Below are 21,143 nucleotides of genomic sequence, written 5' to 3'. Positions count from 1 at the left end.
GGAGAGCATGACGATGGTTGACGGCAAGAACCGCGCGGACGGCGCTGCTGGGCAGGGCCTCGAGGTTGCGTGTCCGCGGCGCCACCCCTTGGGGGTGCGGCGGGGATGCACAAGTGCTGAACGCTTCGGAACGTTTACGGTGCTTGTATCGGCCAACCATCCTGAACGACTGGGACGAATCTGCCATTCGAACGGCGGCGGTTGGCACCGCGAGGCGTCCAAGACCAACCTGGTTTGTCAGCTTTCCCCGGACCACGGGCTGGTTGAAGCGGCAGCAAACGACCCTCATCGGCCGCCGCCTGGCCCGTTGATTTCTCGACTCTGGGGCGCGCCAAAGGGGCACTTCTGCAGTAACAGACGGGACGGGGCCAATTCCCGTCTCGTTGCTGACAACCGAACTGAAAGGTAAGTGATGATTGCTCTGCTCACACTCGGATTTGGCCTGGGCCTAGATAACTTCCGGACGTCCATTGTGCTCGGGGGGCTCAAACCCACTTGGCGCCAATCGGTCAGGACGTCTCTGGTTTTCGCTGCCTGGGACGGCTTGACACCGCTCATCGGAATGCTCGGGGGTGGGTACTTAGGTGCGCAGATGTCCCATACCGGGATTTCTGAGATTGCCGAAACGATCGCCGTGGTCGTCCTTGCCGGATACGGCTTGTGGATCACCGTCAAGGCGCTTCGGTCACCCGATCATGCCGACATGGATATGAAGACTGCGCGGCGCTGGCTGCCACTGCCGTTGGCTCTGGACAACCTGGCTGCGGGCGCGGCGCTGGGCCTGGCAGGCTTCTCTCCATGGCTTGCCCCCGTCCTGTTCGCTGGGGTCACCTTCGTGATGTCGGTAGCTGGACATCAGATCGGCCGCACGATTGCAAGCTTCATTCCCCGCATCCGCACCGATTTGATAACCGGAATCGCTTTCCTGGTGATGGCTGGTCTGGTTGTTGTAGGCGTGGGTGACGCCTGATGCCGAACACTGAAGTTCACGCTCAGGGCGTCCAAAACGAGAGGCCGCTGTGCTATCACTGCTGGGAGTCCTACGATTCCCAGGATGCCGGCAGGCATACGGACCTGGTTGACTGCGAGGCCGTCTGTCCACGCTGCAAGCAAATGCCCGCCTGCTACACATGCAGGAACATGTACTGCGCCTGCGAAGTGCACCAACACTGAATGGAAGTGGGCAGGGGAGCGTATTCCCCTGCCCAGTCCAATGACTCAGATGCTCAGTGCTCCCCGCACTGCCCGCGCGTTTCGCCGTGACACGGGGACCCTCGTATGCGCGGGGTCGCCCATTATCAGGACAAGCTCGCCTTTTTCCCGACGCTCGACTTCCCTGATGCGGCTCATGTTGACGAGATATTGACGGTGTACCCGCAGGAAAATGCCGGTATCTGCCAAATCGTTTTCGAGTTTGTCCAGCCCGGACAAAGCAGCCCGCAGTTTGCCGTCATCGGCATGCAACCACACTTCGTTGCCGTCAGCCTCGGCGACTGTGACTTCGGCCGTGTCCAGCAACACCATCCGGTTCTCTTCCCGGAGTGCAATGATTCGACGGGATTTTCCGAGCAGGACCCCACCTTGTGTTGCCTGGGAAAACTGTTCACCACTGAAGTCGCCGAACGAAATGAGGTGGCCCACCAGATTTCCATAATAGAACACGGGGTTAATCCCGATGGTTGAGGGTTCGTCAGAGAGAGTCGTAAAAATCTGTGTTGAACCGGTCCATCCGGCGTCGGCGTTGGCGCGTTTGGTGGCATATCGGGCGGCGTGGATCAGCGGCGGGAGCTGCGGGGTCCAGCGCACCACGGGGTCAACCGCGGGCGTGTTTGCGGGAACACCAAGGATGATGCTTGCGGTGTCATCGGCGATAACTACCGCGCCCGCTGTGTCGACGGCCACCAGGGGCTCGTTTGAACGCCGCCGGGCGTGGTCGTAGGCGGCGAGCAGTTCACTGCCGCTGTCGTGGGCACGTTTGCGCAAACTGTTCTGGGTGTGGGTGAAGGAGCTCTCCAACCACTTGCGTGCGGAGAGTGGAAGTTCGCTGCGCCAACACGAGATATTCAGGACGGCGAGCGGATCCCCGGTAACCACGTCCCTCACCGCTATGGCCCCGCAGGACCATTCATGGAAGGCCTTGGCCCAGTGTTCCGATCGCCGGATCATGACCGCCCGCCGGGTCTCGAGTGCGGTGCCCATGCTGTTTGTGCCCACCGAGCCCTCGGACCAGCTGTACCATGGGGCGAGTCCGTTCGCCGTAGCTACTGCGCGGGTGTTTTTGTCGCCCCACGCTGTAAGTACCCGTCCGTTCGCGTCAGCGACGGTGACAACCCCTCCGGCGTTCGCGACCTCGTGCGCCATGGTGGCAGCACAAAAGCCCAGCTCTGCGAAAACCACATCCTGATCTTGGGAGTGGGCGACGGGGGAGACAGCATTCGGCACCTCGGACAGATACGGGTCAATATTGTATTGATCCCGGGAACGCTGCCACGAAATCGCCACCTCCGGCCGCACGCCGTAGATGTCATCCTCGCCCTGAACAAAACGTTCCCACGCTTCGTGGACAACGGTACTGTTCGTGTTGGGGGTCATTGGCTGGAGATGCTGTTGAACTGAGATGGGGGCCACCTTAGAGTTATTCATAAAATCGCTCGGTCTGCCCCGTTTGCCAGTTACCTGCAGCCAACCGAGTTTCGCAGACAGGCAGCGCTGGTCCAGACCAATTTTTAGCTCCGGATAGGAGCTGTGGGTGACGGGGTTGTTCCCGCGAGGCATCCAACGAACACGTGTCATTGGTGTAATGCATGATCATATTGCGAACTAACCGCTTTAGCAAGGGTGCGGGTCTACTCATCGTAATCTTCCTCGCTGATGGGGCGTCGGCGCAGGAGCGTGGCACATAGGACGGCCATGATGGCCACCAGGATCCCCAGCGTAGCCATGCCGGCGGCGACACTTGCCACCGTGGCGATAGCCCCGACCAGCAGCGGTCCGCCGGCGTCGCCGAATTCCCGTCCGATCTCCGCGGCGCCCATGGTGCGGCCCATCCGTTCTCCCGGCGTCGTGCTTGCGATGTGGGCGAATCCAAGGGGCGTGGTGATACCAATTCCTGAGCCGGCCACCAATGCGGCCAGGTACAGCGTTGCCGGCATGGGGAAGATGGCGAGCAAGATGATTCCGGCCGCAATCAAGGCCAAGCCAAAACCCATTCCTGCGGGGGCGGATATCCGCCCGCGATCACGCAGGCGGCCGACCACGGGCTGGGTAAGGGTGGAGGACAATGCCAGGATTGAAACCACAGCCATGCTGGCGAACAGGCCCAGGTGCAGGCTCTGGCCCATCAGCGGCAGGAATCCCACTGCGACGCCCAGGGCTCCTGTTGCACCAGCCAGCGCCAGGGTGGGCACCAGGAAGGAACGACGGGTGCTTTGACGCACCGTCTCGGCCAGTGTGTAGCGGGGACGGGGGAGGGGCGGCAGTGCGGGCATGGCGATCCAGACCCACCCCGCCGCTATCGCCGAGACGACTGCCATTGACATGAACAGCGCGGGGAAGCCGCCCACCCAGATGAGTCCGGCCCCCAAAAGCGGGCCGAAAACGTAGCCCAGCCCCTTCCATGAGCCGTACTTGCCGAAATAGCGGCCCACCGCGGCTGGGCCCGCCAACCGTGCCACTGCCGCCGACGACGCCGGGGAGAAGGCCGAGGCAGCCGCACCCTGGCCCAGCCTGGCCAGACCAAGCATGAGGGGGGTGGCCGACGTCGTACCTAATAGCGAGGCAAGCGCAAAGCCGAGCAGGCCGGCCACGATCACGGGTTTTGCGCCGATTTTGTCACTCAAGGTGCCGAAAAGCGGCTTGAGGATTATCTCTGCGACGTCGTACAAGGCAAGCAGCACACCAAAAGTCAGCAGCCCCATTCCGATGCCGCCGCTCTCGGCCCCGAGCCCTGCAGCTATGCTGTGGGCGCCGAATGCTGTGGTAAATCCCGCGGCGTAGAGCGGCGCCAGGGCCCTGGAGGTGGGGCCCGGCGCTGTCGTCGCAGTTGCCGTCGATTTGTTGGGACTCTGGCGGACTCTCATGCGCGCAGGCCTTCCTGCTCCTGCGGAACGTCATCCAAAGCGGTGCCGGACAGGCTGGAATCGTCATCACCGGACGCTGCATGGACGACCTGATAGACCTGTTCTGCGTAGCCCTCCAAAACGGCGACGCACGCACGGAAGCGCGCATCGGCGGCCCTTGCCTCCGGCAATTCCAGGACGTCACGCCGTTTGAGGTCCCTGTACCAGCGCCGCAGCCGTTCCAGGCTTTGCTCCTCCTCTTCGAGTTCAGCAAAAGTGAATTTCTGCTTCCGGAACTCCTTGGCAATCTCCGCTTCGAAATTGCCGCAGTCGGCGGTGAACTCGGCCCACTCATCCACGCGCGCCGCAGCGAACACGTCCCGGAGCATATCCACCGTGGCCTGGTCCCGTGGGGAAGCGTCAATGACGGCAAACGTGCCACCGCCCCTGCGGCACAGTTCACCGGCGCGGTCCAGATCTGCTTGGAAGGCCGGACTGGCAGGCAGCAACCAAACGCCGGGGGAGACGGGTACGGCGCCGGCCTTGCGCAGCTGGCGCCACACGGCCACCCGGTGTCGGGATGGTTCGGATGGGATTTGCGGCAGAATCAACAGCCATTCAATATTTTGCGTCACAGCTGTAATTGTAACAGCCGTTACTTCAGCGCTGTAGGGTAGCAGGTCAATTCCCGTGATGCACATCACCATCCGACCAAATACGACCAATTGCGAGCAATCCTGCCAGACCATTGCAAACGTGTGCCTATCGGGATACAACGGAAGACATGACTATTTCCTTGGACCAGACCGTCGCGTGCCTGACCCAAGCACGGCTCACCGCCCTGCACGAGGCCTTCGCGGCTGACCCCGCCCTAAAACAGAAGCAAAATGCAATTGTCCGCATCAGTGTTGATGAGCTCGCAATTGACCACCAGCGGGCCACAGCCCTGTCCACCACGGTCTCAAACCGCATTGACGACTGGAAAGTCACCCACCAGAAGAAGTCCGGCCGTTGCTGGCTGTTCGCGGCACTGAATCTGCTGCGGGCCGGCGCCAAACAAACCTTGGGCGTCAAGGAATTCGAGTTCTCCCAGAACTACGCCATGTATTTCGACAAACTGGAGCGCGCCAACTACTTTCTGGCTTCCATTCTTGAGACCGCCGAATTGGACGAGGGCGACCGTTTGGTCCAATTCCTGTTGCAGAACGTCGTGAGCGACGGCGGCCAGTGGAACATGGCAGTGAACATCTTCCGCAAATACGGGGCCGTGCCGAAGTCGGCCATGCCGGAAACCGAGTCTTCGTCCAACACGGGGCGGATGAACTCCGTCCTGCGCTCTGTGTTGCGCCGCGGCGCCCAGGAGTTGCGCGAGCTCCGCCACGACGGTGACACCGGCGGGCAGGAAATTGCCCAGGCACGGATCATCGCCGACGTCCACCGCATACTCACCCTGCACCTGGGCACGCCGCCGACCGAGATCGACTGGGACTACACCGACGATGAGAAGGTTTTCCACAGCGAAGGCCTGCTCACGCCCCAACAATTCCTGGGCAAGTACGCCGCCATTGACCTCGAAGACTACGTCTGCCTGGTAGACGACCCCCGGCAGGAGCATGCGAAGGGAGCCACCCTGACTGTGGAGCATCTCGGCAACGTTATCGACGCCGATCCGGTGCTCTACCTCAATGTCGACATAAACCTGGCCAAGCAGCTGGCCAAGGACGCCATTGTTGAGGGGGAACCGGTCTGGTTCGGATGTGACGTTGGCCCGCACATGGTCCGCAAGGACGGCATCTGGGATGCCCGGCTCTACGACTACGCGGGACTCTATGATGCCGACTGGGGCATGGACAAGGAGTCGCGTGTCCGCTTCGGCGAGTCGGCCATGACCCACGCCATGCTCCTGACAGGCGTTGACGTGCGCGATGGTGAAGCGCGTCGCTGGCGTGTAGAGAACAGCTGGGGTGAAGACGCCGGCCAACAGGGGTTCTTCACCATGGCCGACAACTGGTTCGACGAATACGTCTTCGAAGTGGTTGTCAACAAGGCGCGGCTGTCCCCGGAACTGCAGAAGGCCTTGGACACCACACCCATCGTGCTGCCTGCCTGGGACCCCATGGGAGCACTTGCCTAGGCGCGCCGCCGGGCTGGAAGCAACCCCTCCACAAGATGTAAGCGGGCGCCCAGCATAACAACACCGATTTTTGGTGGGTGTGCGTGTCGCTTTCAAACAAACAGCAGCGGAACCCGTCCGCTGCCAGCACCTGATCGAGGAGAACAATCATGACATTGAACCTTGCAGACGCCCGTAAACTCACCGCAGCAGCCGAAGCCAAGGCCGCGAAAATCGGCCAGCCCATGAACATCGCCGTCGTTGACGCTGGTGGGAACCTCATCTCCCACGTCCGGATGGACGGAGCCTGGCTGGGTGGCATCGACGTTTCAATCAACAAGGCCTATACGTCCCGTGCTTTCGACATTGCGACAAAAGAACTAGGTGACAACTCCCAGCCGAACCAGCAGTTCTATGGCATTCAGGCCAGCAACAATCTTCGGGTCATCATCTTTGCCGGCGGCATCCCGATTACTGTCGACGGCGAGGTTGTCGGTGCCCTGGGTGTCAGCGGAGGATCCGGGGATCAGGATCAGTCCGTGGCTGAAGCTGGGCTCAAGGCCTGGGGCAAATAAAACCCCCAGCGGAGCTCCTTGGCGCACCGCTTCGGGGATTCAGCAGTCAAGACCGGGCCCGCTCATCGAGCCCGGTCTTTTCTGTGCCGTCTCGCGGGAGGTGCGCCTACTCAAAAGGGTGGTTTTAACCGTCTCAATTTGGCGTTCCCCCCACCCCAAAAAGGCAGGAGGATGGAGGTTAGGTCAACCCTTTTTGGAAGGCAGTCCGATGATACAAACCTCAGATTCGTACCTTGATACGTGGATGGGCCGGGAGGCCCTCGCCGAAGCCATGATTCCGGTGATCGGCCAGCTGTACCGACACAATAACGTGGTTACCAGCATTCATGGCCGGAGCTTGATCAACAAATCGACCATGAGCATACTCAAGGCACACCGCTTTGCCCGCCGAATCAGCAAAACGGAATTGCTCCTTGAAGAGACTGCTCCGCTGTTGAATGCTCTGGCGGGGCTGGAGCTCGGCGCCGCCGCGATCGACATCGCGCGCCTGAACCATAAATTCAAGCAAGAGGGCAACGGTGCCACCCTTGAGGAATTTCTTCGCACCGAACTCGCCAGCATAGTTGACCGGCACGGCGAAGCAGCACGCAACAGTACCGACGTCGTGCTCTACGGCTTCGGCCGGATTGGACGTCTCCTCGCCCGCCTCCTCATAGAGGAAGCAGGAGGTGGCCATGGCCTGCGCCTGCGCGCCATTGTGGTCCGTCGAGGCTCTGCCGACGACCTGGCCAAGCGTGCCAGCCTCCTGCGCCGTGATTCGATCCACGGACCCTTTGAGGGCACCATCCGGATCAACGAAGCGGCCAATGTCATCACGGCCAACGGGGTCCAGGTGCAGGTGATCTACTCCGAGAACCCGGCCACCATCGACTACACCGCCTACGGCATCAACAATGCCCTCGTGGTGGACAACACCGGCCGCTGGAGAGACGCCGAAGGGCTGTCCCAGCACTTGAAGAGCAAAGGTGTTGCCAGGGTCCTGCTGACTGCTCCGGGCACGGGTGCACTGAAGAATATTGTTCATGGCATCAACCACGGCACCATCGAGGACACCGACCAGATTGTGTCTGCAGCCTCTTGCACCACCAACGCAGTCACGCCCGTCCTGAAGGCCATCAATGACAGGTTCGGCATAATCCACGGGCACGTGGAAACCATTCATTCGTTCACGAATGACCAAAACTTGATTGACAACTTCCACAAGGGTCCCCGGCGCGGACGCTCCGCCCCACTGAACATGGTGATTTCGGAAACAGGCGCCGCAACTGCCGTGGGCAAGGCGCTGCCGGAATTGCTGGGCAAGCTCACGGGCAGCTCCGTTCGCGTGCCAACTCCCGACGTGTCCCTGGCCATCCTGAACCTCAACCTCGAAGCTGGAACCACCAGGGACGAGGTGAATGACTATCTGCGCGAGATGTCCCTGCACTCGGAGCTCCACGAGCAAATCGACTACATTGACTCACCCGAGGTGGTCTCCACTGACTTCGTGGGATCCCGCAGAACAGGCATTGTGGACGGCCTTGCCACGGTCTCAACGGAGAAGAACCTGATCCTCTACATCTGGTACGACAACGAGTTCGGCTACAGCTGCCAGGTGGTCCGCATCATGGAAGAGATGGCCGGGGTGAAGCATCCGGTCTTCCCAGTGGCGGACGTTGCGGGGGAGCCCGTGCCGGTCCTGGCCGCCGTGGGAGCAAGCTAAGACAGACGACGTCGAACATGGCAACCGCCGCCGTCCCGGCGTCCTCGATGGTTCCATCCTGGCGCACGGTTGGTCGGCGGCGACCCAACCCACGATGGTGGGGATGGGGGATTGTCAGCTTCTCGGGGATGCTGCCTGCGGTTCCTTAGGGCATGCTCGACGTCCTGGGAATCGCCGGGCACGAAGCCTTGATGAAGCACTAGCCGTTGCACCTGGCCGTTCCGTGCGGCTGCACCTTCAACGACTTCGCCCGCGACCGGGACACCGGGTCGCCGGCCTGCCCGAATTCGAACAACGGGCGTAAGGCCGCCAGTGCGGCGGATCGCCACTACCGAACTTCACGGGTGCCAACGTGCCCACCGGGCCGCTGCAAAGAGCCCGGACTTCTGGTGCGCCTGCCGGAAATACCGGCCCATGGTCGATCCTGGCGTCGCGTGGCCCGTCGCCGGAAACACCCGCGGCCTGCGCCAGGACACAGCCTCCCGCAGCATCAGAGCCCGCGTAAACGGCCATGAAGGCCACGGCAACCAAGAAATCGGGCCCCAACAAAACCGGCCCCCACGCAGGAATGGCCGGTTCGGGTGTCAATACACCCGATCCGGCCACCCCAACGGCGCCTAGTCAACGTCCGGGCATTCAAGCCGGAACAATGCCGTCAGTGCCGGCATCCGCGAACCATGTGATGCGGTACGTTACCCGACAACCTCGCCGGTGACCTCATAGGCGGCGATCTTGCCTATGCGGCGTTCGTGGCGTTCAGCATTGCTGAAAGGCTCCGCCAAAAAGGCCTCGATCAGGGAGGTGGCCTCCTCTATCGTGTGCTGCCGCCCGCCCACGGCCACAAGGTTGGCGTTGTTGTGCTCACGGGCCAGCTTGGCGGTGGCCAGGTTCCAGGCCAGGGCAGCCCGCGCGCCCTTGACCTTGTTCGCGGCGATCTGCTCGCCGTTGCCCGATCCGCCGAGCACAATACCGAGTGCATCCACACCGGCAGCCTGATCGGCTACGACGCCGAGAGCTGCGTTGATGCAAAAACCGGGGTAATCGTCCTCGGCATCGTAAACCTTGGGCCCGTGGTCCACCATCTCAAAGCCTTTGGCCGTCAGTACTGTGACGAGGTGGGAGCTAAGCTCCATGCTGGCGTGGTCGGTGGCGATATGAACGCGCATGAGTATCCTTCAGTAGTGGGTGGGGCGCCGTGCTGTCAGCGCGCGGTGCTGTTGACCTGGGACGTTGCTGTGCCGAAGGCGAGCTGGCCTTTGGCCCGCAGGGATTCGATGGCGTCCGCGGGCGAGGCCTTGCCGTACACGGCAGACCCCGCCACGAATACGTTCGCACCAGCTTCGGCGGCCCGGACGATGGTTTCCTCCGTGATGCCGCCGTCGACCTGAATGGCTATCTGCGCCCCGGATCCTTCAACCGCCGCACGGGCCTGGCGGATCTTTGGCAGAACCAAGTCCAGAAACGACTGCCCACCAAAACCTGGCTCCACGGTCATGAGCAGAAGCATGTCCAGCTCCGTGAGCATGTACAAGTACGGCTCCAGGCTGGTGGCAGGGCGCAGCGCCATGCCCGCCTTCGTCCCCCTGGCCCGCAGCTCGCGGGCCAGCTTGATGGGTGCGCTGGCGGCCTCCACATGGAACGTGACCGAGTCAAGGCCCAAGTCCGCATACAGCGGAGCCCAGCGGTCGGCGTCGGAAATCATGAGGTGCGCGTCGATCGGAACGGGACTGACTTTTTGCAACCGTTCCACCACCGGCAGGCCGATGGTCAGATTGGGCACAAAATGGTTGTCCATGACATCCACATGCACTCCATCGGCATTGCTGATGCGGGCTAGTTCGGCCTCGAGGTTGGCGAAGTCGGCGGAAAGGATGCTGGGGTTGATGCAGCACTGCAAATGTGAATTGGACATGGTGACTGCCTTTCGTTGCTGTCAGTTGGTGCGGATCAAGAGGTGAGGCTGCCGTCCCGGGCGGCTGCGAGGGCGCCTTCGACGTCGGACAGGAGCTCGTTCCAGCTCGACACAAACTTGTCCAGCCCTTCGAATTCCAGCTGGGCCACAACTTCGTCGTAGGAGATGCCGAGGGCTTCGAGGGCGCTGAGCACGCCGTTCGCTTCCTCGTAGGTGCCTGTGATGGTGTCTCCTGTGACAACACCGTGGTCGAAGGTGGCGTCGAGAGTCTTTTCCGGCATGGTGTTGACGACGCCGGCAGCAGCAAGCTCTGTGACGTAGAGGGTGTCCGGGTAGGCGGGGTCCTTGACGCCGGTGGATGCCCACAGCGGCCGCTGGGGGAGTGCGCCAGCTGCGGCAAGGGCCGTCCAGCGTTCGGTGGAGAAGAGCTCCTCGTACACCTGGTAGGCAAGGCGTGCATTGGCAACTCCTGCCTTGCCTTTAAGCGCCTTGGCTTCGTCGGTGCCAAGGGCATTGAGGCGCTTGTCGATTTCGGTGTCCACGCGGGAGACAAAGAAGGATGCCACCGAGTGGATCGTGGCGAGATCGTGGCCGTTTTTCTTGGCCAGTTCAAGACCCGACTGGAAGGCGTTAATGACTGCGCGGTAGCGGTCCAGCGAGAAGATCAAGGTGACGTTCACACTGATGCCTTCGCCCAGGGTGGCGGTGATGGCTGCGAGACCTTCGAGCGTTGCGGGGATCTTGATGTGGACGTTGTCCTTGGCGACCCTTTTGTGGAGCTTTTTGGCCTCGGCGAAGGTTTCCTCCGTGTTCCACGCCAGACGGGGGTCAACTTCGATGGAGACCCGCCCATCGACACCCTTGGTGGCCCTGGAGATGGCGGCAAAGAGATCGCAGGCATCGGCGACGTCGGTGGTGGTGATCTCGAAAATCGTCTCCTCGAGGCTGGCCCCCTTGGCCGCAAGCTGGGCGATCTTTTCATCATAATCAGTTCCGGAAGTGATCGCGGCCTGGAAGATCGAGGGGTTGGTGGTCACCCCGACAACGCTCTTTTCGTCGATGAGCTTCTGCAGGCTGCCGCTGTCGAGTCGTTCGCGGGAGAGGTCATCGAGCCAGATGGACACTCCGGCGTCGGAAAGCTGTGCGGTGGGTGTTGCGTTGGTCATGGCTTCTGCTTCTTCCTTCAAAAATGGTGGACAGGTGGGGGACTGCGGCCGGCGACGCCGGGGACGCCCGGCGTCGCCGACCGCAGTGCAATTAAAAGCTGCTACTGGCCTGCAGCGGTGCGGGATTCCTTGGCGGCAGTGACGACGGCCTCGGTGGTGATGCCAAACTCCGTGAACAGGCGCTTGTAGTCCGCTGAAGCCCCGAAGTGTTCAAGGCTGATGGAACGGCCGGCGTCACCGACGAATTCCTTCCAGCCCAGAGCCAGCCCGGCTTCCACCGAGACACGCGCCTTGACTGCGGCCGGAAGAACCGATTCGCGGTATTCGGCACTCTGCGCGTTGAACCACTCGACGCACGGCATGGAGACCACGCGGGTGGCGATGCCCTTGGCCTGGAGTGCTTCGCGGGCTTCAATGGCGAGCTGGAGCTCGGAACCGGTCGCGATCAAGATCACCTGAGCGGTGGTGACGGCGCCGATGGACGTGGCTTCAGCCATCACATAGCCGCCCTTGGCCACTCCGTCTGCGGAGGCAAATTCAGTGGCGGTAGCCGTGCCGGTGCCTCGAGGATAAGTGGGGACATTCTGGCGGGTCAGGATAATGCCTGCCGGGTTGTCAGTGGTTTCCAGGATCTTCTTCCATGCGGTGGAAACCTCGTTGGCATCGCCGGGGCGGACCACGTCCAGCCCCGGAATGGCACGCAGGGTGGCGAGCTGCTCCACTGGCTGGTGTGTGGGGCCGTCCTCGCCCAGTCCAATGGAGTCGTGTGACCACACATAGATGGAGGGGACGCCCATCAGGGCGCTGAGACGGATGGCAGGGCGTTGGTAGTCACTGAAGATCAGGAATGTTCCCGAGAAGGCCCGGGTTGGGCCGCCCAGGTGAATGCCGTTGACGATGGATGCGGCCGCGTGCTCGCGGATGCCGAAGTGCAGCACCCGGCCGTAGGGGCCGCCGGACCAGGTATCGGTCTGCTTCGACGCTGGCACAAACGAGCCATATCCGTCAATGGTCGTGTTGTTGGAACCGGCGAGGTCACAGGAGCCGCCCCAAAGTTCCGGGAGCACCCCGCCGATCCCGTTGAGAACCTTTCCGGAAGCCGCCCGGGTGGAGACGTCCTTGCCGGCCTCAAAGGAAGGCAGGTTTGATTCCCAGCCGGCCGGAAGCTCCTTCTTTTCGATGCGCTCCAGCAACGCCGCGTTTTCCGGGTTGGCGGACTTCCAGGCGTTGAACTCGGTGGTCCATGCCGCCCGGGTCTCGGCGCCGCGGTCGATGACCTTGCGAGCATGGGCAAGGATGGCCGGGTCGACGTCGAAGTTCTTCTCGGGGTCGAAGCCGAGCACTGTCTTCAGCCCGGCAACTTCGTCAGCCCCCAGGGCCGATCCGTGGATGGCACCCGTGTTCTGCTTCTTCGGCGCCGGGTAACCGATGATGGTGCGCAGCGAGATGATGGAAGGTTTGGACGTTTCAGCCTTGGCAGCCAGCAGGGCCGTGTAGAGCGCCTGGACGTCTTCGACGTATTCGCCGGTCTCGGTCCAATCCACACGCTGCGTGTGCCAGCCATAGGCCTCGTAACGCGTGAGCACATCCTCAGTGAAGGCGATGTCGGTGTCGTCCTCGATGGAAATATGGTTCTCGTCGTATACCACCACGAGGTTGCCCAATTCCTGGTGCCCGGCCAGGGATGAGGCCTCGGCTGTGACGCCTTCCTGGATGTCGCCGTCGGAGGCAATAACCCAGATGGTGTGGTCAAAGGGGCTGGTGCCGAGTTCGGCGTCAGGGTCCATGAGGCCGCGCATGCGGCGCTGTGAGTAGGCGAAGCCCACCGAGGAGGCAAGACCCTGGCCCAGGGGACCGGTCGTGATTTCCACGCCCTTGGTGTGCTTGTACTCCGGGTGTCCGGGCGTCAACGCGCCCCAGGTGCGCAAGGCCTGCAGATCGCTGAGCTCCAGACCGCAACCGGACAGGAACAACTGGATGTACAAGGTCAGCGAGCTGTGCCCGGGGGAGAGAATGAAGCGGTCCCGGCCCGTCCAGTCGGGGTGCTTCGGGTCGTGGCGCATGACCTTCTGAAAGAGAAGGTAGGCGGCCGGGGCAAGGCTCATGGCTGTCCCTGGGTGACCATTGCCAACCTTTTCGACGGCGTCCGCGGACAATACCCGGGCAGTATCCACTGCGCGTTGATCCTCGGACGTCCAAGTCAGTGTTGCTGACTTGGGAGTTGTTGCTGAAGCTGTTGCACCGGACAAGGTCTCGGTGGCATTTGCTGTCGGATTCACGATTTATCCCCTTTGATATGGTCATCGGTCCAGAGTGACCGCATGGATCTTTTCTGGTTGATACTCATCATTGCCAAGTAAACGGGTAGGGGTAATACTGTTTTCTGACGGTTCTAACTACCCTTAAGGGTTGGTATGGGATTTTGTCCCGGGTACACTGGGCGAATGAGTGCAGTAACTAACCAACCCCTGAAGAATTCTGCTATGCCCCTCCCAGAACTGCCATGGCCTCTTTTGCAGTCAGTTGCGGCCTTGGCCGATGCGCCATTGCTGAAGATAGCGGAGCGGCTGCGTGAGGCCGCCTACCCCTACCTGCGAAGCAGCGCCTTGGTGATCTTTACCGAAGACTGTACGGGGCGGCCGCAGAAAACTGCGGGCGAGGAAGAGATCATTTCCAAGGTTTCCATCACTGAACTTGAAGATCTTAGGACTATCCTTTCGGATGAGTTGCCTTGGAGCGGGGAGGCCGTGCTGGCAGGGAGCCCCCGCACTGTCTTGGCGCTGAAACACGCCTCCAGCCAAGCACTGCTCGTCTTGACGGATCCGAACCCCACCGATCCGGACAGCAGTTCCGGACTGGAGCTTGTGAAGTATCTGTGGCGCATTGCTGCCCTGCGCATCCAGGAGAAGGTGGTTGATGCGCCGCCGTCGTACTTGCTGGAATCGCGTGCGGCCTCGGCTGAGCGCGTCCGGGTGACGGCGGAACTGACGGATTTGCACTCCACCAACCTTGAGACCCTTCTGGCAGCCCTGCGCTCGTCCTCCTTGGACGATGCAGCGGCGCGCACAACCGTTATTGACCTCGCCACCAAGGCCTTGGTCGGGATCCGCACTCTCAGCGACCGGACCACCGACCTGGTGAAGGAGCCGGTTGCCACAGCTTTTGAACGTCTGCGGGAGGATCTGCGACCGCTGACGCGCTTCAGCGGCATTGAGGTGGAATTCATCGAACCACCCCTCAACGGCCGGGACCTGCCCGGTGAAGTTGCCCATGCGGCACGGGCAATTGTCCGGGGACTTCTGCTGGCCATGATGGAACAGCCCGCCGTTAGCCGGGTCCGGACGCAGTGGGACTGCGACGGGGAAAACCTGCTGATCAATGTCCGCGACGACGGCGGCGGGGAGCTGGCGCCTGACGCGCCGAGCATCGCCCGTCTGGACCGGCGGGTTCAGGCGCTCACCGGACACTTGCAGGTCGACGTCATGGCGGGCTGGGGTGCTGACGTATTCGTCACGCTTCCCCTGGACCTTCCGGCACGCCCCTCAGGGGACGTTGCCGGCTGGAATCTTGCTCCTCGGGAACTCGAGGTGCTTCAGTATCTGGCTGCCGGACAACGCAATCGCACCATTGCGGGAACACTGCACATCAGCGAGAACACGGTCAAGTTCCACGTGCGCAACCTGTTCAAGAAGCTCGAGGTCGGCTCCCGCACGGAGGCAATCGCACTGGCGCACAGCCATGGACTCCGGTGAGATCCTGCTAAACGGGGAGCAGTGACGCCCTGGCCTGCTCCCTTGCCGGCAGGGTGCTCCGTGTGATTGGTGCGAGACTTTGCATCCGCATCTGGACAATATCAAGGCTCTGAATTGTTTCGCCGAACACCTGGTCTGGTTCAAGGCGGCGCAGTTCCTCGGCCAAACAATCCCTCAGCGTACGGCTGGGGAACGGGATGAATTGCGTGTCTTGACCCGGGAGCGTGAGTTCGGCTGCGACGGGTCCAAGACGGCAGATTCGAACGTCGCCGGACATCTTGTGGAGCTGAACGGATCGGATCCCTGTGGAGTCGGGGGCATCAACGATGGTGACTGCGGCGTTTAGGGCCTCGGTGAGCCAGGTCGCGAGCAGCATGGTGCTGGGGGCGTCGACGGCACCTTCAACGGTAACGGCAGTGATCGGGGTGCCATCGGCCTGGTCCAGGACTGCGGCGAGCTGGATCCGCCAGTTGGTCAATCTGGTCCAGGCCAAGTCGGTGTCACCCGCCCTGTAGCTGTCCCGGATGTTCTTCAGGGCGGTGTGAGGCTGGGCCTGGTTGCCGGCGTCGGTGATCCTGCGATGGGCGATGCGCCCGATTGAGGTGTCGCCGACGTTGTCAGGTGCGTTGCCGGGCCACCAGGCGACGATGGGCGCGTCGGGAGGCAGGAGGGCTGCAACGAGCGAACCGCTTCCCCTGGCGAGCTCGCCATACCCGTAAAGCACTATCACTTCCGACGGGCCGGCGTCACCGCCCATGCGGAGCTGGGCGTCCAGCCGGTTCGGGGCGTCGACGCCGGCGTCGACATGGACGATGATCCGGAAGGGGCGGTCCTGGCTGACATGATAGGCAGCCTCGAGGGCCTCTTCCTCGCTCCCCAACTGCGTGATGATCACCAGGGTCAGCACGCGTCCCAAGGACGTCGCGGCGCCCTGCTGGCGCAGCAATGCAATTTCTTGGGCGATTTTCGAGGTCGCGGTGCCGGGCAAGTACACAAGCATGGCGTTCTCCACGTTCTTTCGTCGCGCATTAATGAGGTTAAGAGAGTGTCTGCTCCCAAGTCTCCCCATAGGGAACCGTAGTGCTGAGTTCAAAGGTGTACCTGCCGGGAGTGTGACGGGTGGCCAGGATGCCGGCGCATCGCTCAACCATCGCTATCTGTTGGAGCTCCGTCTCAGCCTCGTTGAACAACTCCTGACGTTGGCCAGGTTCGGTAACGAGGACCTCCCTGCTTGCAGTGGCTTGGCTACGCAAAATAATCAGTTTCCTTCCAAAGTTTTGGGTCCCGGTCATGAATGTTCGCAACTGTGAGTAGGGCCCTCTGAAGCTATGGGTGCTGGAGCCGAAGGTGGCGTCCCGCGACTCGAAAGTTGCGGGACGCCACCGTGGATCGGGGACTAGCTGATGGCGGCGCGGAGCTGCTTGGCTGCCAAGGCGGGATCGGCAGCACCGTAGATGGCACCGCCAGCCACGGCAACTTCAGCACCGGCAGCCTGAACGGCTGCGATGGTTGAGATGTTCACGCCGCCGGCTACGGAGAACGGAACGCGGGCTTCTTCACCGGAGCGAAGCAGGCCGTTGAGGTCGTAACCGGGCTGGGCTTGCTCGTCCAGACCAGCGTGCATCTCGACGAACTTGGCACCCAGTGCACGGACTTCGCGGGCGCGGGTGACCTTGTCTGCCACGCCGATGAGGTCAACGACGATGCCCTTGTTGTGGGCCTTGGCTGCCTTGACCGCACCGGCAATGGTTGAGTCGTCGGCGGAGCCCAGGATGGTCACAAGATCAGCGCCTGCCTTGAAGGCGATGTCGGCCTCAAGCTCACCGGCGTCCATGGTCTTCATGTCAGCAAAAACGATCTTGTCCGGGTGTGCCTTCTTGACGGCGGTGACGGCGGAGAGTCCTGCAGCCTTGATCAAGGGGGTGCCGAGTTCGATGATGTCAACGTATTCGGCGACCTGGCCGGCCAGTACAAGGGCGTCTTCGACTGTGAGGAGGTCCATAGCTACTTGGAGTTTCATGATTTTTCTTCTTTCTGTAGGGTACCGCGGTGAAAGTGGAAATCTGAGGCCTCGGTTATTCGAGGTTGGCGTGCCTGGGCCAGAGTTGTTCGGCAGATTCGTCGGTGGTGTCCCACAGCGACTGGAAGATGGCTTCAGTGGCGAGGAAGAGCACCTGCTCGAAGAGCGACCCGGAGTATTGGTGTGAAACGCTGGATCCGTGGTCGGTTTTTTGAGCTGCGGGGATGATCACCAGGGCGTCGGTAAGCTTCGCGAGCGGTGAGTCAGCGTTTGTGGTGAAGGCGGCAACGCGCGCCCCGACCTTGGCAGCTGTTTCCGCTGACTTGACCACACCGGAGGTTGTTCCCGATCCGGAGGCCACCAAGAGGACGTCACCGGCACCGATGGCGGGAGTCGTGGTGTCGCCGGCTACATGGACGGTCAGGCCCAAGTGCATGAGCCTCATGCCTGCCATGCGCAGGACCAGGCCGCTTCGCCCCGCCCCGGCAATGAAGATCCGGCCGGGCTGGCCGAGGTGATCGGCCAGGCGGGCCATCTCTTCATCGTTGATCTTGGCTGCAGTGGCGGCGATCTCGTCCCTGACCATAGTCACATTGCCGCGAATGTCACCTGCTGTGGTCTGCACTGTGGGCATCGTGCTAGTTGTTGGATTCACGTCTTGTCCCATTCGTTTCAGTCATCGGCCTGTAGGGGCCGCTTGGATGCTTCCTGGTTGATATCCATCTTGCCGAAGCAATCGGGTAGTTGAAACTCTGTTTTCTGATGGTTCTACCTACCCTTTAGGATTGGTGCTGTTTTATCCGCGAAGACTTGTCCGGTCAAGGTGCCGGAACTGACAGGGCGGGTAATGGCAGCGTTGAGCTTCACCGCTGCTGTGGGACAGTCCCTGAATGGGTTGTTTACTTCTCTTCCCGGGCAACGTAGTGGCGATGAGTTCAGAGTCGATGCTGTCGCGTTGGTGGATTCATTTGGCCGGCAGATAAGGCCGGTGCCGGAATCTGACGAAGCGGCAGGCTCTGGACGCCTGGTTGCGGGACGCGAAAACGGAGAATGAATTCCTGAAAAAGTGTCGGCTCACGTCACGAAGGACCAACGGCAGGTACCATCTGCCGTCTTGTCCAGCAGGAGGTGGCCGGAGGCAAGATCGATTGGATGGGCGGCTTCTACAAGTGTCGCGGTCCTCGTGCTACCAGGGGTTGGCCGCCCGTGCCCTGCTGACGGGCACTCGACATCCGAGCTGACTTTTAAAAGGTGCGGGCCGTCTACCAGACAGTGGAAGGTACTATTTTGGGGACGGCACGGTGCGTGTAAAAGTGGCCGCTGCGGGGGAGGGGGCCGGTTTTCAATCAGAACAAGAGAGGTTCCAGTCGTGACTTTAGAACACGGGCGGGTTCGGCATGTTCGCAGATAGCAGCGAACCGATCTGAGGGACCGCTGAGGCAAAGGGCTGCGCCAGCGGTCCCATCAGGCCGTCTTACCGGAAGTGCCAGCGTGGCCGATCCTGGTTCCAATTCATTGAGTTCCGAGGCCTCGTCTTTGAGCCGTATTTTCGCGAGTTGCTCTTCTAATTTCCCCTTGTCTGTGATGGTGTGCTGTGTCAGCTTCATCAACGGCCCTCTCCGGAGAGTAAGGGGCAAACTGCCAAGTTCAGCGAGCATCAGCTTCCCTGGGGCGGAGGCGTGCGGGTACCGGAGCATTTCGAATGCCGATTGGAGTGGATGATCCGGATCTTCATCACCGATTCTGAGGGAAGCGTTTCTGAACATGATCAGGTGCACTGCGAAACGCGTCGCACCTCGGAACTCTGCCATTGCGGTGTGAGCTGCGGTGGAAACGGTCGGTGGGCTGGCAGCCGTTATCAGGCCTGAGATTGCGTGTCCGAGTGCGAATCCGCGGAGGTCAGAGGTGCGGGCCAGATATTCATCCCCGACAAGCGAATTCAGCAGCCGATAGGCGGTCGCCGAGGGCATCTGCAGGGCGTCGGTGATCTCTTTTGCCGTTGTCCCGGTGCCGAGTTGTGCCACAGTCTCCAAAATTCTGAGCGAGTTTGACGCTGTGCTCGGCCGGTGGTGTGCGGTCCTTAGGCTCATGGGGTAGGCCTGCCATGAAACAAGTCTGAGTCCCGGGTCTCATCGTAGATGCCCACGGACGCAAGCCGCTCCGGGAAGCGGAGACGGAGGAACGAGGAGTAAAGGACGCTGGCGAGGAGGACTCCGCCGTAGATGAAGATCTCCAGATTGCCTGAGTGAATCGATACCGTCGCAGCCTTCCAGAGCACGAGCCCGAGGGTCAGGGAGGTCACGGCTCCGAGTACCCAGCTGGCGTATGTATTCTCCCCTATCCGGTGCAGAAAGAAGGGCAGGGACGCACTGGTAAGTATGTAGGCCCCAAGGTATCCGTAGGCACCTAGCATGAAGAGGTGTATTAGGCCCTGCACAGGATTGACACCGGACATCATGACGACAATGGGAACGATGGCAATTACCGGCATTGCGGCCACGATTGCCGATGAGGGAGTTCGAAAGACGCGATGGGTTCGGCCGAGTATTCGCGGTGCAACGCCTTCTCTGCCCATACAAAAAAGTATCCTGGCCAAGGCGTTAACCGAGGCAATCGCGCACGCAAACCACGATGCTGCGATTCCCAGGTCAAGGACTGCGGCGAACACCGGGGAGTTCATGGCAAACAGGTCAGACAAAGGAGTGGAACTGGCCGTAATGTTTAGTGGTGCCTCTTTGAGTGCGAGGTCCTGGGTGATCACGGCAAGAAGATAAAGCACGCCTGTCACGAGAGGGGTCCACGTGACGGCCCGCGGGATGCTGACGAAGGGTTTGTATGCTTCGCCCCCTAGTGTGGTCGGGCTCTCGAAGCCGACAAAGGCACTAACAGCCACGACGATTCCGATCGACAAGGCATCAAAATCTCCGTCCCAGGCAAAAACACTCCCGACACTCACCTTCGGCGCGGTGAAGGTGAGGTAGACAATCATCAGGACAGCCAGGATTCCAATTGAAACAGCCTCCATCAACAATGTGGACCACGTGGATATCCGGATCCCCCTCACCATGAGTAAACAGGCGGCACCCGCGGCGGCAAGAATGACCAGAACCGCGGTAACGCTGGGATCCGCCATGGGGACGCCAAAATTGGTGAACAGCTCAACGACATAGATGCCAACAACCAACAGCGCGGCCATGGCCACAAGGGAATAGCCGAATATGGCTGACCAACCGACGGTGATTGCCGTCCGCTGCCCAAGTCCCTTGGCCGTGTAGCTGTAGAGACCGCTGATGGCAGCCATGCGCTTTGCCATCGGTCTCAGACAGAAGGAGACCAGCGCCATGATCGCCATGGCTGCACCGAATATCAGCACAAGGTTTGGTCCTGTAGGTCCAAAGTAAAGAGCAGGAAGGATCAGTGCGGGAATGACGGACATGGCGCCGGCAGGCGCCACTGCGGCCACGGATTGCGCGAAGACGGGCAAGAAGGAAAGTTTCCGCCGTCTTAAGCCCTCTACCGGAGAACGGGCAGTGATATAGCGATCACCGTGGTCAGGCATTAGGAACCGACTTTCCATGCGTTGGGCAGGCTCGCCTTGCTGATGTGGCATGCAAACCATCGGCCCGAAGTGCAAAACACTAGCACTCGCAGCCGGGGTCACAACAGTCGCGAATATATTTTCAAATGTTTCCAACATGTTAACTGCAATGGAAAAATAGGGCCCCAAAGTTCTCACATTAATGTTCATAAAAAGGCTCGCATAAATGAATTCCGTGACGTAGCTTTGCTGTCAGGAACAAAAGAACGTGACTGGCATCACGACCGCTGGACTCGGAGCAGAGCCC

The 21,143-nt window shown here is 61.1% G+C and carries 17 protein-coding genes; 5 read left to right on the top strand and 12 right to left on the bottom strand.

What is annotated here, in order from left to right:
• Positions 1 to 412 precede the first annotated feature (412 nt).
• Positions 413 to 970: a manganese efflux pump MntP gene (locus tag AC1L6K_RS19595; RefSeq protein ID WP_480950502.1), complete on the top strand. Its 558-nt coding sequence runs from the start codon at positions 413 to 415 to the stop codon at positions 968 to 970.
• A gap of 248 nt (positions 971 to 1,218) precedes the next feature.
• Here AC1L6K_RS19595 and AC1L6K_RS19590 read toward each other — a convergent pair whose 3' ends face one another.
• From AC1L6K_RS19590 to AC1L6K_RS19580, 3 genes are all read right to left on the bottom strand, one after another.
• The gene (locus AC1L6K_RS19590) at positions 1,219 to 2,592 is read right to left on the bottom strand and encodes a LytTR family transcriptional regulator DNA-binding domain-containing protein (RefSeq protein WP_480950501.1); all 1,374 of its coding nucleotides are present in this window, start codon (positions 2,590 to 2,592) and stop codon (positions 1,219 to 1,221) included.
• Positions 2,593 to 2,846: 254 nt separating this feature from the next.
• Positions 2,847 to 4,079: an MFS transporter gene (locus AC1L6K_RS19585; protein ID WP_480950500.1), complete on the bottom strand. Its 1,233-nt coding sequence runs from the start codon at positions 4,077 to 4,079 to the stop codon at positions 2,847 to 2,849.
• Positions 4,076 to 4,693: a Chromate resistance protein ChrB gene (locus tag AC1L6K_RS19580; RefSeq protein ID WP_480950499.1), complete on the bottom strand. Its 618-nt coding sequence runs from the start codon at positions 4,691 to 4,693 to the stop codon at positions 4,076 to 4,078. The genes AC1L6K_RS19585 and AC1L6K_RS19580 overlap by 4 nt, the downstream gene beginning before the upstream one ends.
• Positions 4,694 to 4,842: 149 nt before the next feature.
• Between AC1L6K_RS19580 and AC1L6K_RS19575 the strand changes: the two genes are divergently transcribed.
• The 3 genes from AC1L6K_RS19575 (at position 4,843) to AC1L6K_RS19565 (ending at position 8,448) form a co-directional block, all read left to right on the top strand.
• Positions 4,843 to 6,192 (top strand): C1 family peptidase, encoded by a 1,350-nt coding sequence (locus tag AC1L6K_RS19575; RefSeq protein WP_480950498.1) that lies wholly within the window; start codon positions 4,843 to 4,845, stop codon positions 6,190 to 6,192.
• 149 nt (positions 6,193 to 6,341) lie between these two features.
• Positions 6,342 to 6,746 carry a GlcG/HbpS family heme-binding protein gene (locus tag AC1L6K_RS19570; RefSeq protein ID WP_480950497.1) on the top strand — a complete coding sequence of 135 codons (405 nt, stop codon included), beginning with the start codon at positions 6,342 to 6,344 and terminating at the stop codon, positions 6,744 to 6,746.
• 208 nt (positions 6,747 to 6,954) lie between these two features.
• On the top strand, positions 6,955 to 8,448 hold the full coding sequence (locus tag AC1L6K_RS19565) for a glyceraldehyde-3-phosphate dehydrogenase (protein ID WP_480950496.1): 1,494 nt from the start codon (positions 6,955 to 6,957) through the stop codon (positions 8,446 to 8,448).
• 692 nt (positions 8,449 to 9,140) lie between these two features.
• Here the strand turns inward: AC1L6K_RS19565 and AC1L6K_RS19560 are convergent.
• The 4 genes from AC1L6K_RS19560 to tkt form a co-directional block, all read right to left on the bottom strand.
• Complete coding sequence (locus AC1L6K_RS19560) at positions 9,141 to 9,614, bottom strand: ribose-5-phosphate isomerase (protein WP_480950495.1); 474 nt, start codon at positions 9,612 to 9,614, stop codon at positions 9,141 to 9,143.
• A 35-nt stretch (positions 9,615 to 9,649) separates the two neighbouring features.
• Positions 9,650 to 10,360: a ribulose-phosphate 3-epimerase gene (rpe, locus tag AC1L6K_RS19555; RefSeq protein ID WP_480950494.1), complete on the bottom strand. Its 711-nt coding sequence runs from the start codon at positions 10,358 to 10,360 to the stop codon at positions 9,650 to 9,652.
• Positions 10,361 to 10,395: 35 nt separating this feature from the next.
• Entirely contained in the window at positions 10,396 to 11,526 is a 1,131-nt protein-coding gene (gene tal, locus AC1L6K_RS19550; RefSeq protein ID WP_480950493.1) for a transaldolase, read from the bottom strand.
• Between the two features lie 101 nt (positions 11,527 to 11,627).
• On the bottom strand, positions 11,628 to 13,775 hold the full coding sequence (tkt, locus tag AC1L6K_RS19545) for a transketolase (protein ID WP_480952830.1): 2,148 nt from the start codon (positions 13,773 to 13,775) through the stop codon (positions 11,628 to 11,630).
• Between the two features lie 234 nt (positions 13,776 to 14,009).
• Here tkt and AC1L6K_RS19540 point away from each other — a divergent pair, with 234 nt between their 5' ends.
• Complete coding sequence (locus AC1L6K_RS19540; RefSeq protein WP_480950492.1) at positions 14,010 to 15,278, top strand: helix-turn-helix transcriptional regulator; 1,269 nt, start codon at positions 14,010 to 14,012, stop codon at positions 15,276 to 15,278.
• Between the two features lie 7 nt (positions 15,279 to 15,285).
• On the opposite strand, the gene AC1L6K_RS19535 is transcribed toward AC1L6K_RS19540, so the two are convergent.
• The 5 genes from AC1L6K_RS19535 to AC1L6K_RS19515 form a co-directional block, all read right to left on the bottom strand.
• A complete protein-coding gene (locus tag AC1L6K_RS19535) occupies positions 15,286 to 16,278 on the bottom strand; it encodes a glucose-6-phosphate dehydrogenase assembly protein OpcA (protein ID WP_480950491.1) in 993 nt (330 codons plus the stop codon).
• Positions 16,279 to 16,674: 396 nt separating this feature from the next.
• Positions 16,675 to 17,298: a 3-hexulose-6-phosphate synthase gene (gene hxlA, locus AC1L6K_RS19530; protein ID WP_480950490.1), complete on the bottom strand. Its 624-nt coding sequence runs from the start codon at positions 17,296 to 17,298 to the stop codon at positions 16,675 to 16,677.
• A gap of 55 nt (positions 17,299 to 17,353) precedes the next feature.
• On the bottom strand, positions 17,354 to 17,932 hold the full coding sequence (hxlB, locus tag AC1L6K_RS19525; RefSeq protein WP_480952829.1) for a 6-phospho-3-hexuloisomerase: 579 nt from the start codon (positions 17,930 to 17,932) through the stop codon (positions 17,354 to 17,356).
• A 712-nt stretch (positions 17,933 to 18,644) separates the two neighbouring features.
• A complete protein-coding gene (locus AC1L6K_RS19520; RefSeq protein WP_480950489.1) occupies positions 18,645 to 19,388 on the bottom strand; it encodes an IclR family transcriptional regulator in 744 nt (247 codons plus the stop codon).
• Positions 19,385 to 20,857, bottom strand: coding sequence for an APC family permease (locus AC1L6K_RS19515; protein WP_480950488.1), 1,473 nt, complete (start codon positions 20,855 to 20,857; stop codon positions 19,385 to 19,387). Before AC1L6K_RS19515 ends, AC1L6K_RS19520 begins: the two co-directional genes overlap by 4 nt.
• Positions 20,858 to 21,143 lie beyond the last annotated feature (286 nt).

The organism is Specibacter sp. BI4, assembly GCF_056680095.1.
This window is presented reverse-complemented; position numbering and strand designations above follow the sequence as displayed.

Coding starts and splice junctions, on each gene's coding strand:
- AC1L6K_RS19595 (WP_480950502.1), top strand. CDS start 413: ATGATTGCTCTGCTCACACTCGGATTTGGCCTGGGCCTAGATAACTTC.
- AC1L6K_RS19590 (WP_480950501.1), bottom strand. CDS start 2,592: ATGACCCCCAACACGAACAGTACCGTTGTCCACGAAGCGTGGGAACGT.
- AC1L6K_RS19585 (WP_480950500.1), bottom strand. CDS start 4,079: ATGAGAGTCCGCCAGAGTCCCAACAAATCGACGGCAACTGCGACGACA.
- AC1L6K_RS19575 (WP_480950498.1), top strand. CDS start 4,843: ATGACTATTTCCTTGGACCAGACCGTCGCGTGCCTGACCCAAGCACGG.
- AC1L6K_RS19570 (WP_480950497.1), top strand. CDS start 6,342: ATGACATTGAACCTTGCAGACGCCCGTAAACTCACCGCAGCAGCCGAA.
- AC1L6K_RS19565 (WP_480950496.1), top strand. CDS start 6,955: ATGATACAAACCTCAGATTCGTACCTTGATACGTGGATGGGCCGGGAG.
- AC1L6K_RS19560 (WP_480950495.1), bottom strand. CDS start 9,614: ATGCGCGTTCATATCGCCACCGACCACGCCAGCATGGAGCTTAGCTCC.
- rpe (WP_480950494.1), bottom strand. CDS start 10,360: ATGTCCAATTCACATTTGCAGTGCTGCATCAACCCCAGCATCCTTTCC.
- tal (WP_480950493.1), bottom strand. CDS start 11,526: ATGACCAACGCAACACCCACCGCACAGCTTTCCGACGCCGGAGTGTCC.
- AC1L6K_RS19540 (WP_480950492.1), top strand. CDS start 14,010: ATGCCCCTCCCAGAACTGCCATGGCCTCTTTTGCAGTCAGTTGCGGCC.
- AC1L6K_RS19535 (WP_480950491.1), bottom strand. CDS start 16,278: ATGCTTGTGTACTTGCCCGGCACCGCGACCTCGAAAATCGCCCAAGAA.
- hxlA (WP_480950490.1), bottom strand. CDS start 17,298: ATGAAACTCCAAGTAGCTATGGACCTCCTCACAGTCGAAGACGCCCTT.
- hxlB (WP_480952829.1), bottom strand. CDS start 17,932: ATGCCCACAGTGCAGACCACAGCAGGTGACATTCGCGGCAATGTGACT.
- AC1L6K_RS19520 (WP_480950489.1), bottom strand. CDS start 19,388: ATGAGCCTAAGGACCGCACACCACCGGCCGAGCACAGCGTCAAACTCG.
- AC1L6K_RS19515 (WP_480950488.1), bottom strand. CDS start 20,857: ATGCCTGACCACGGTGATCGCTATATCACTGCCCGTTCTCCGGTAGAG.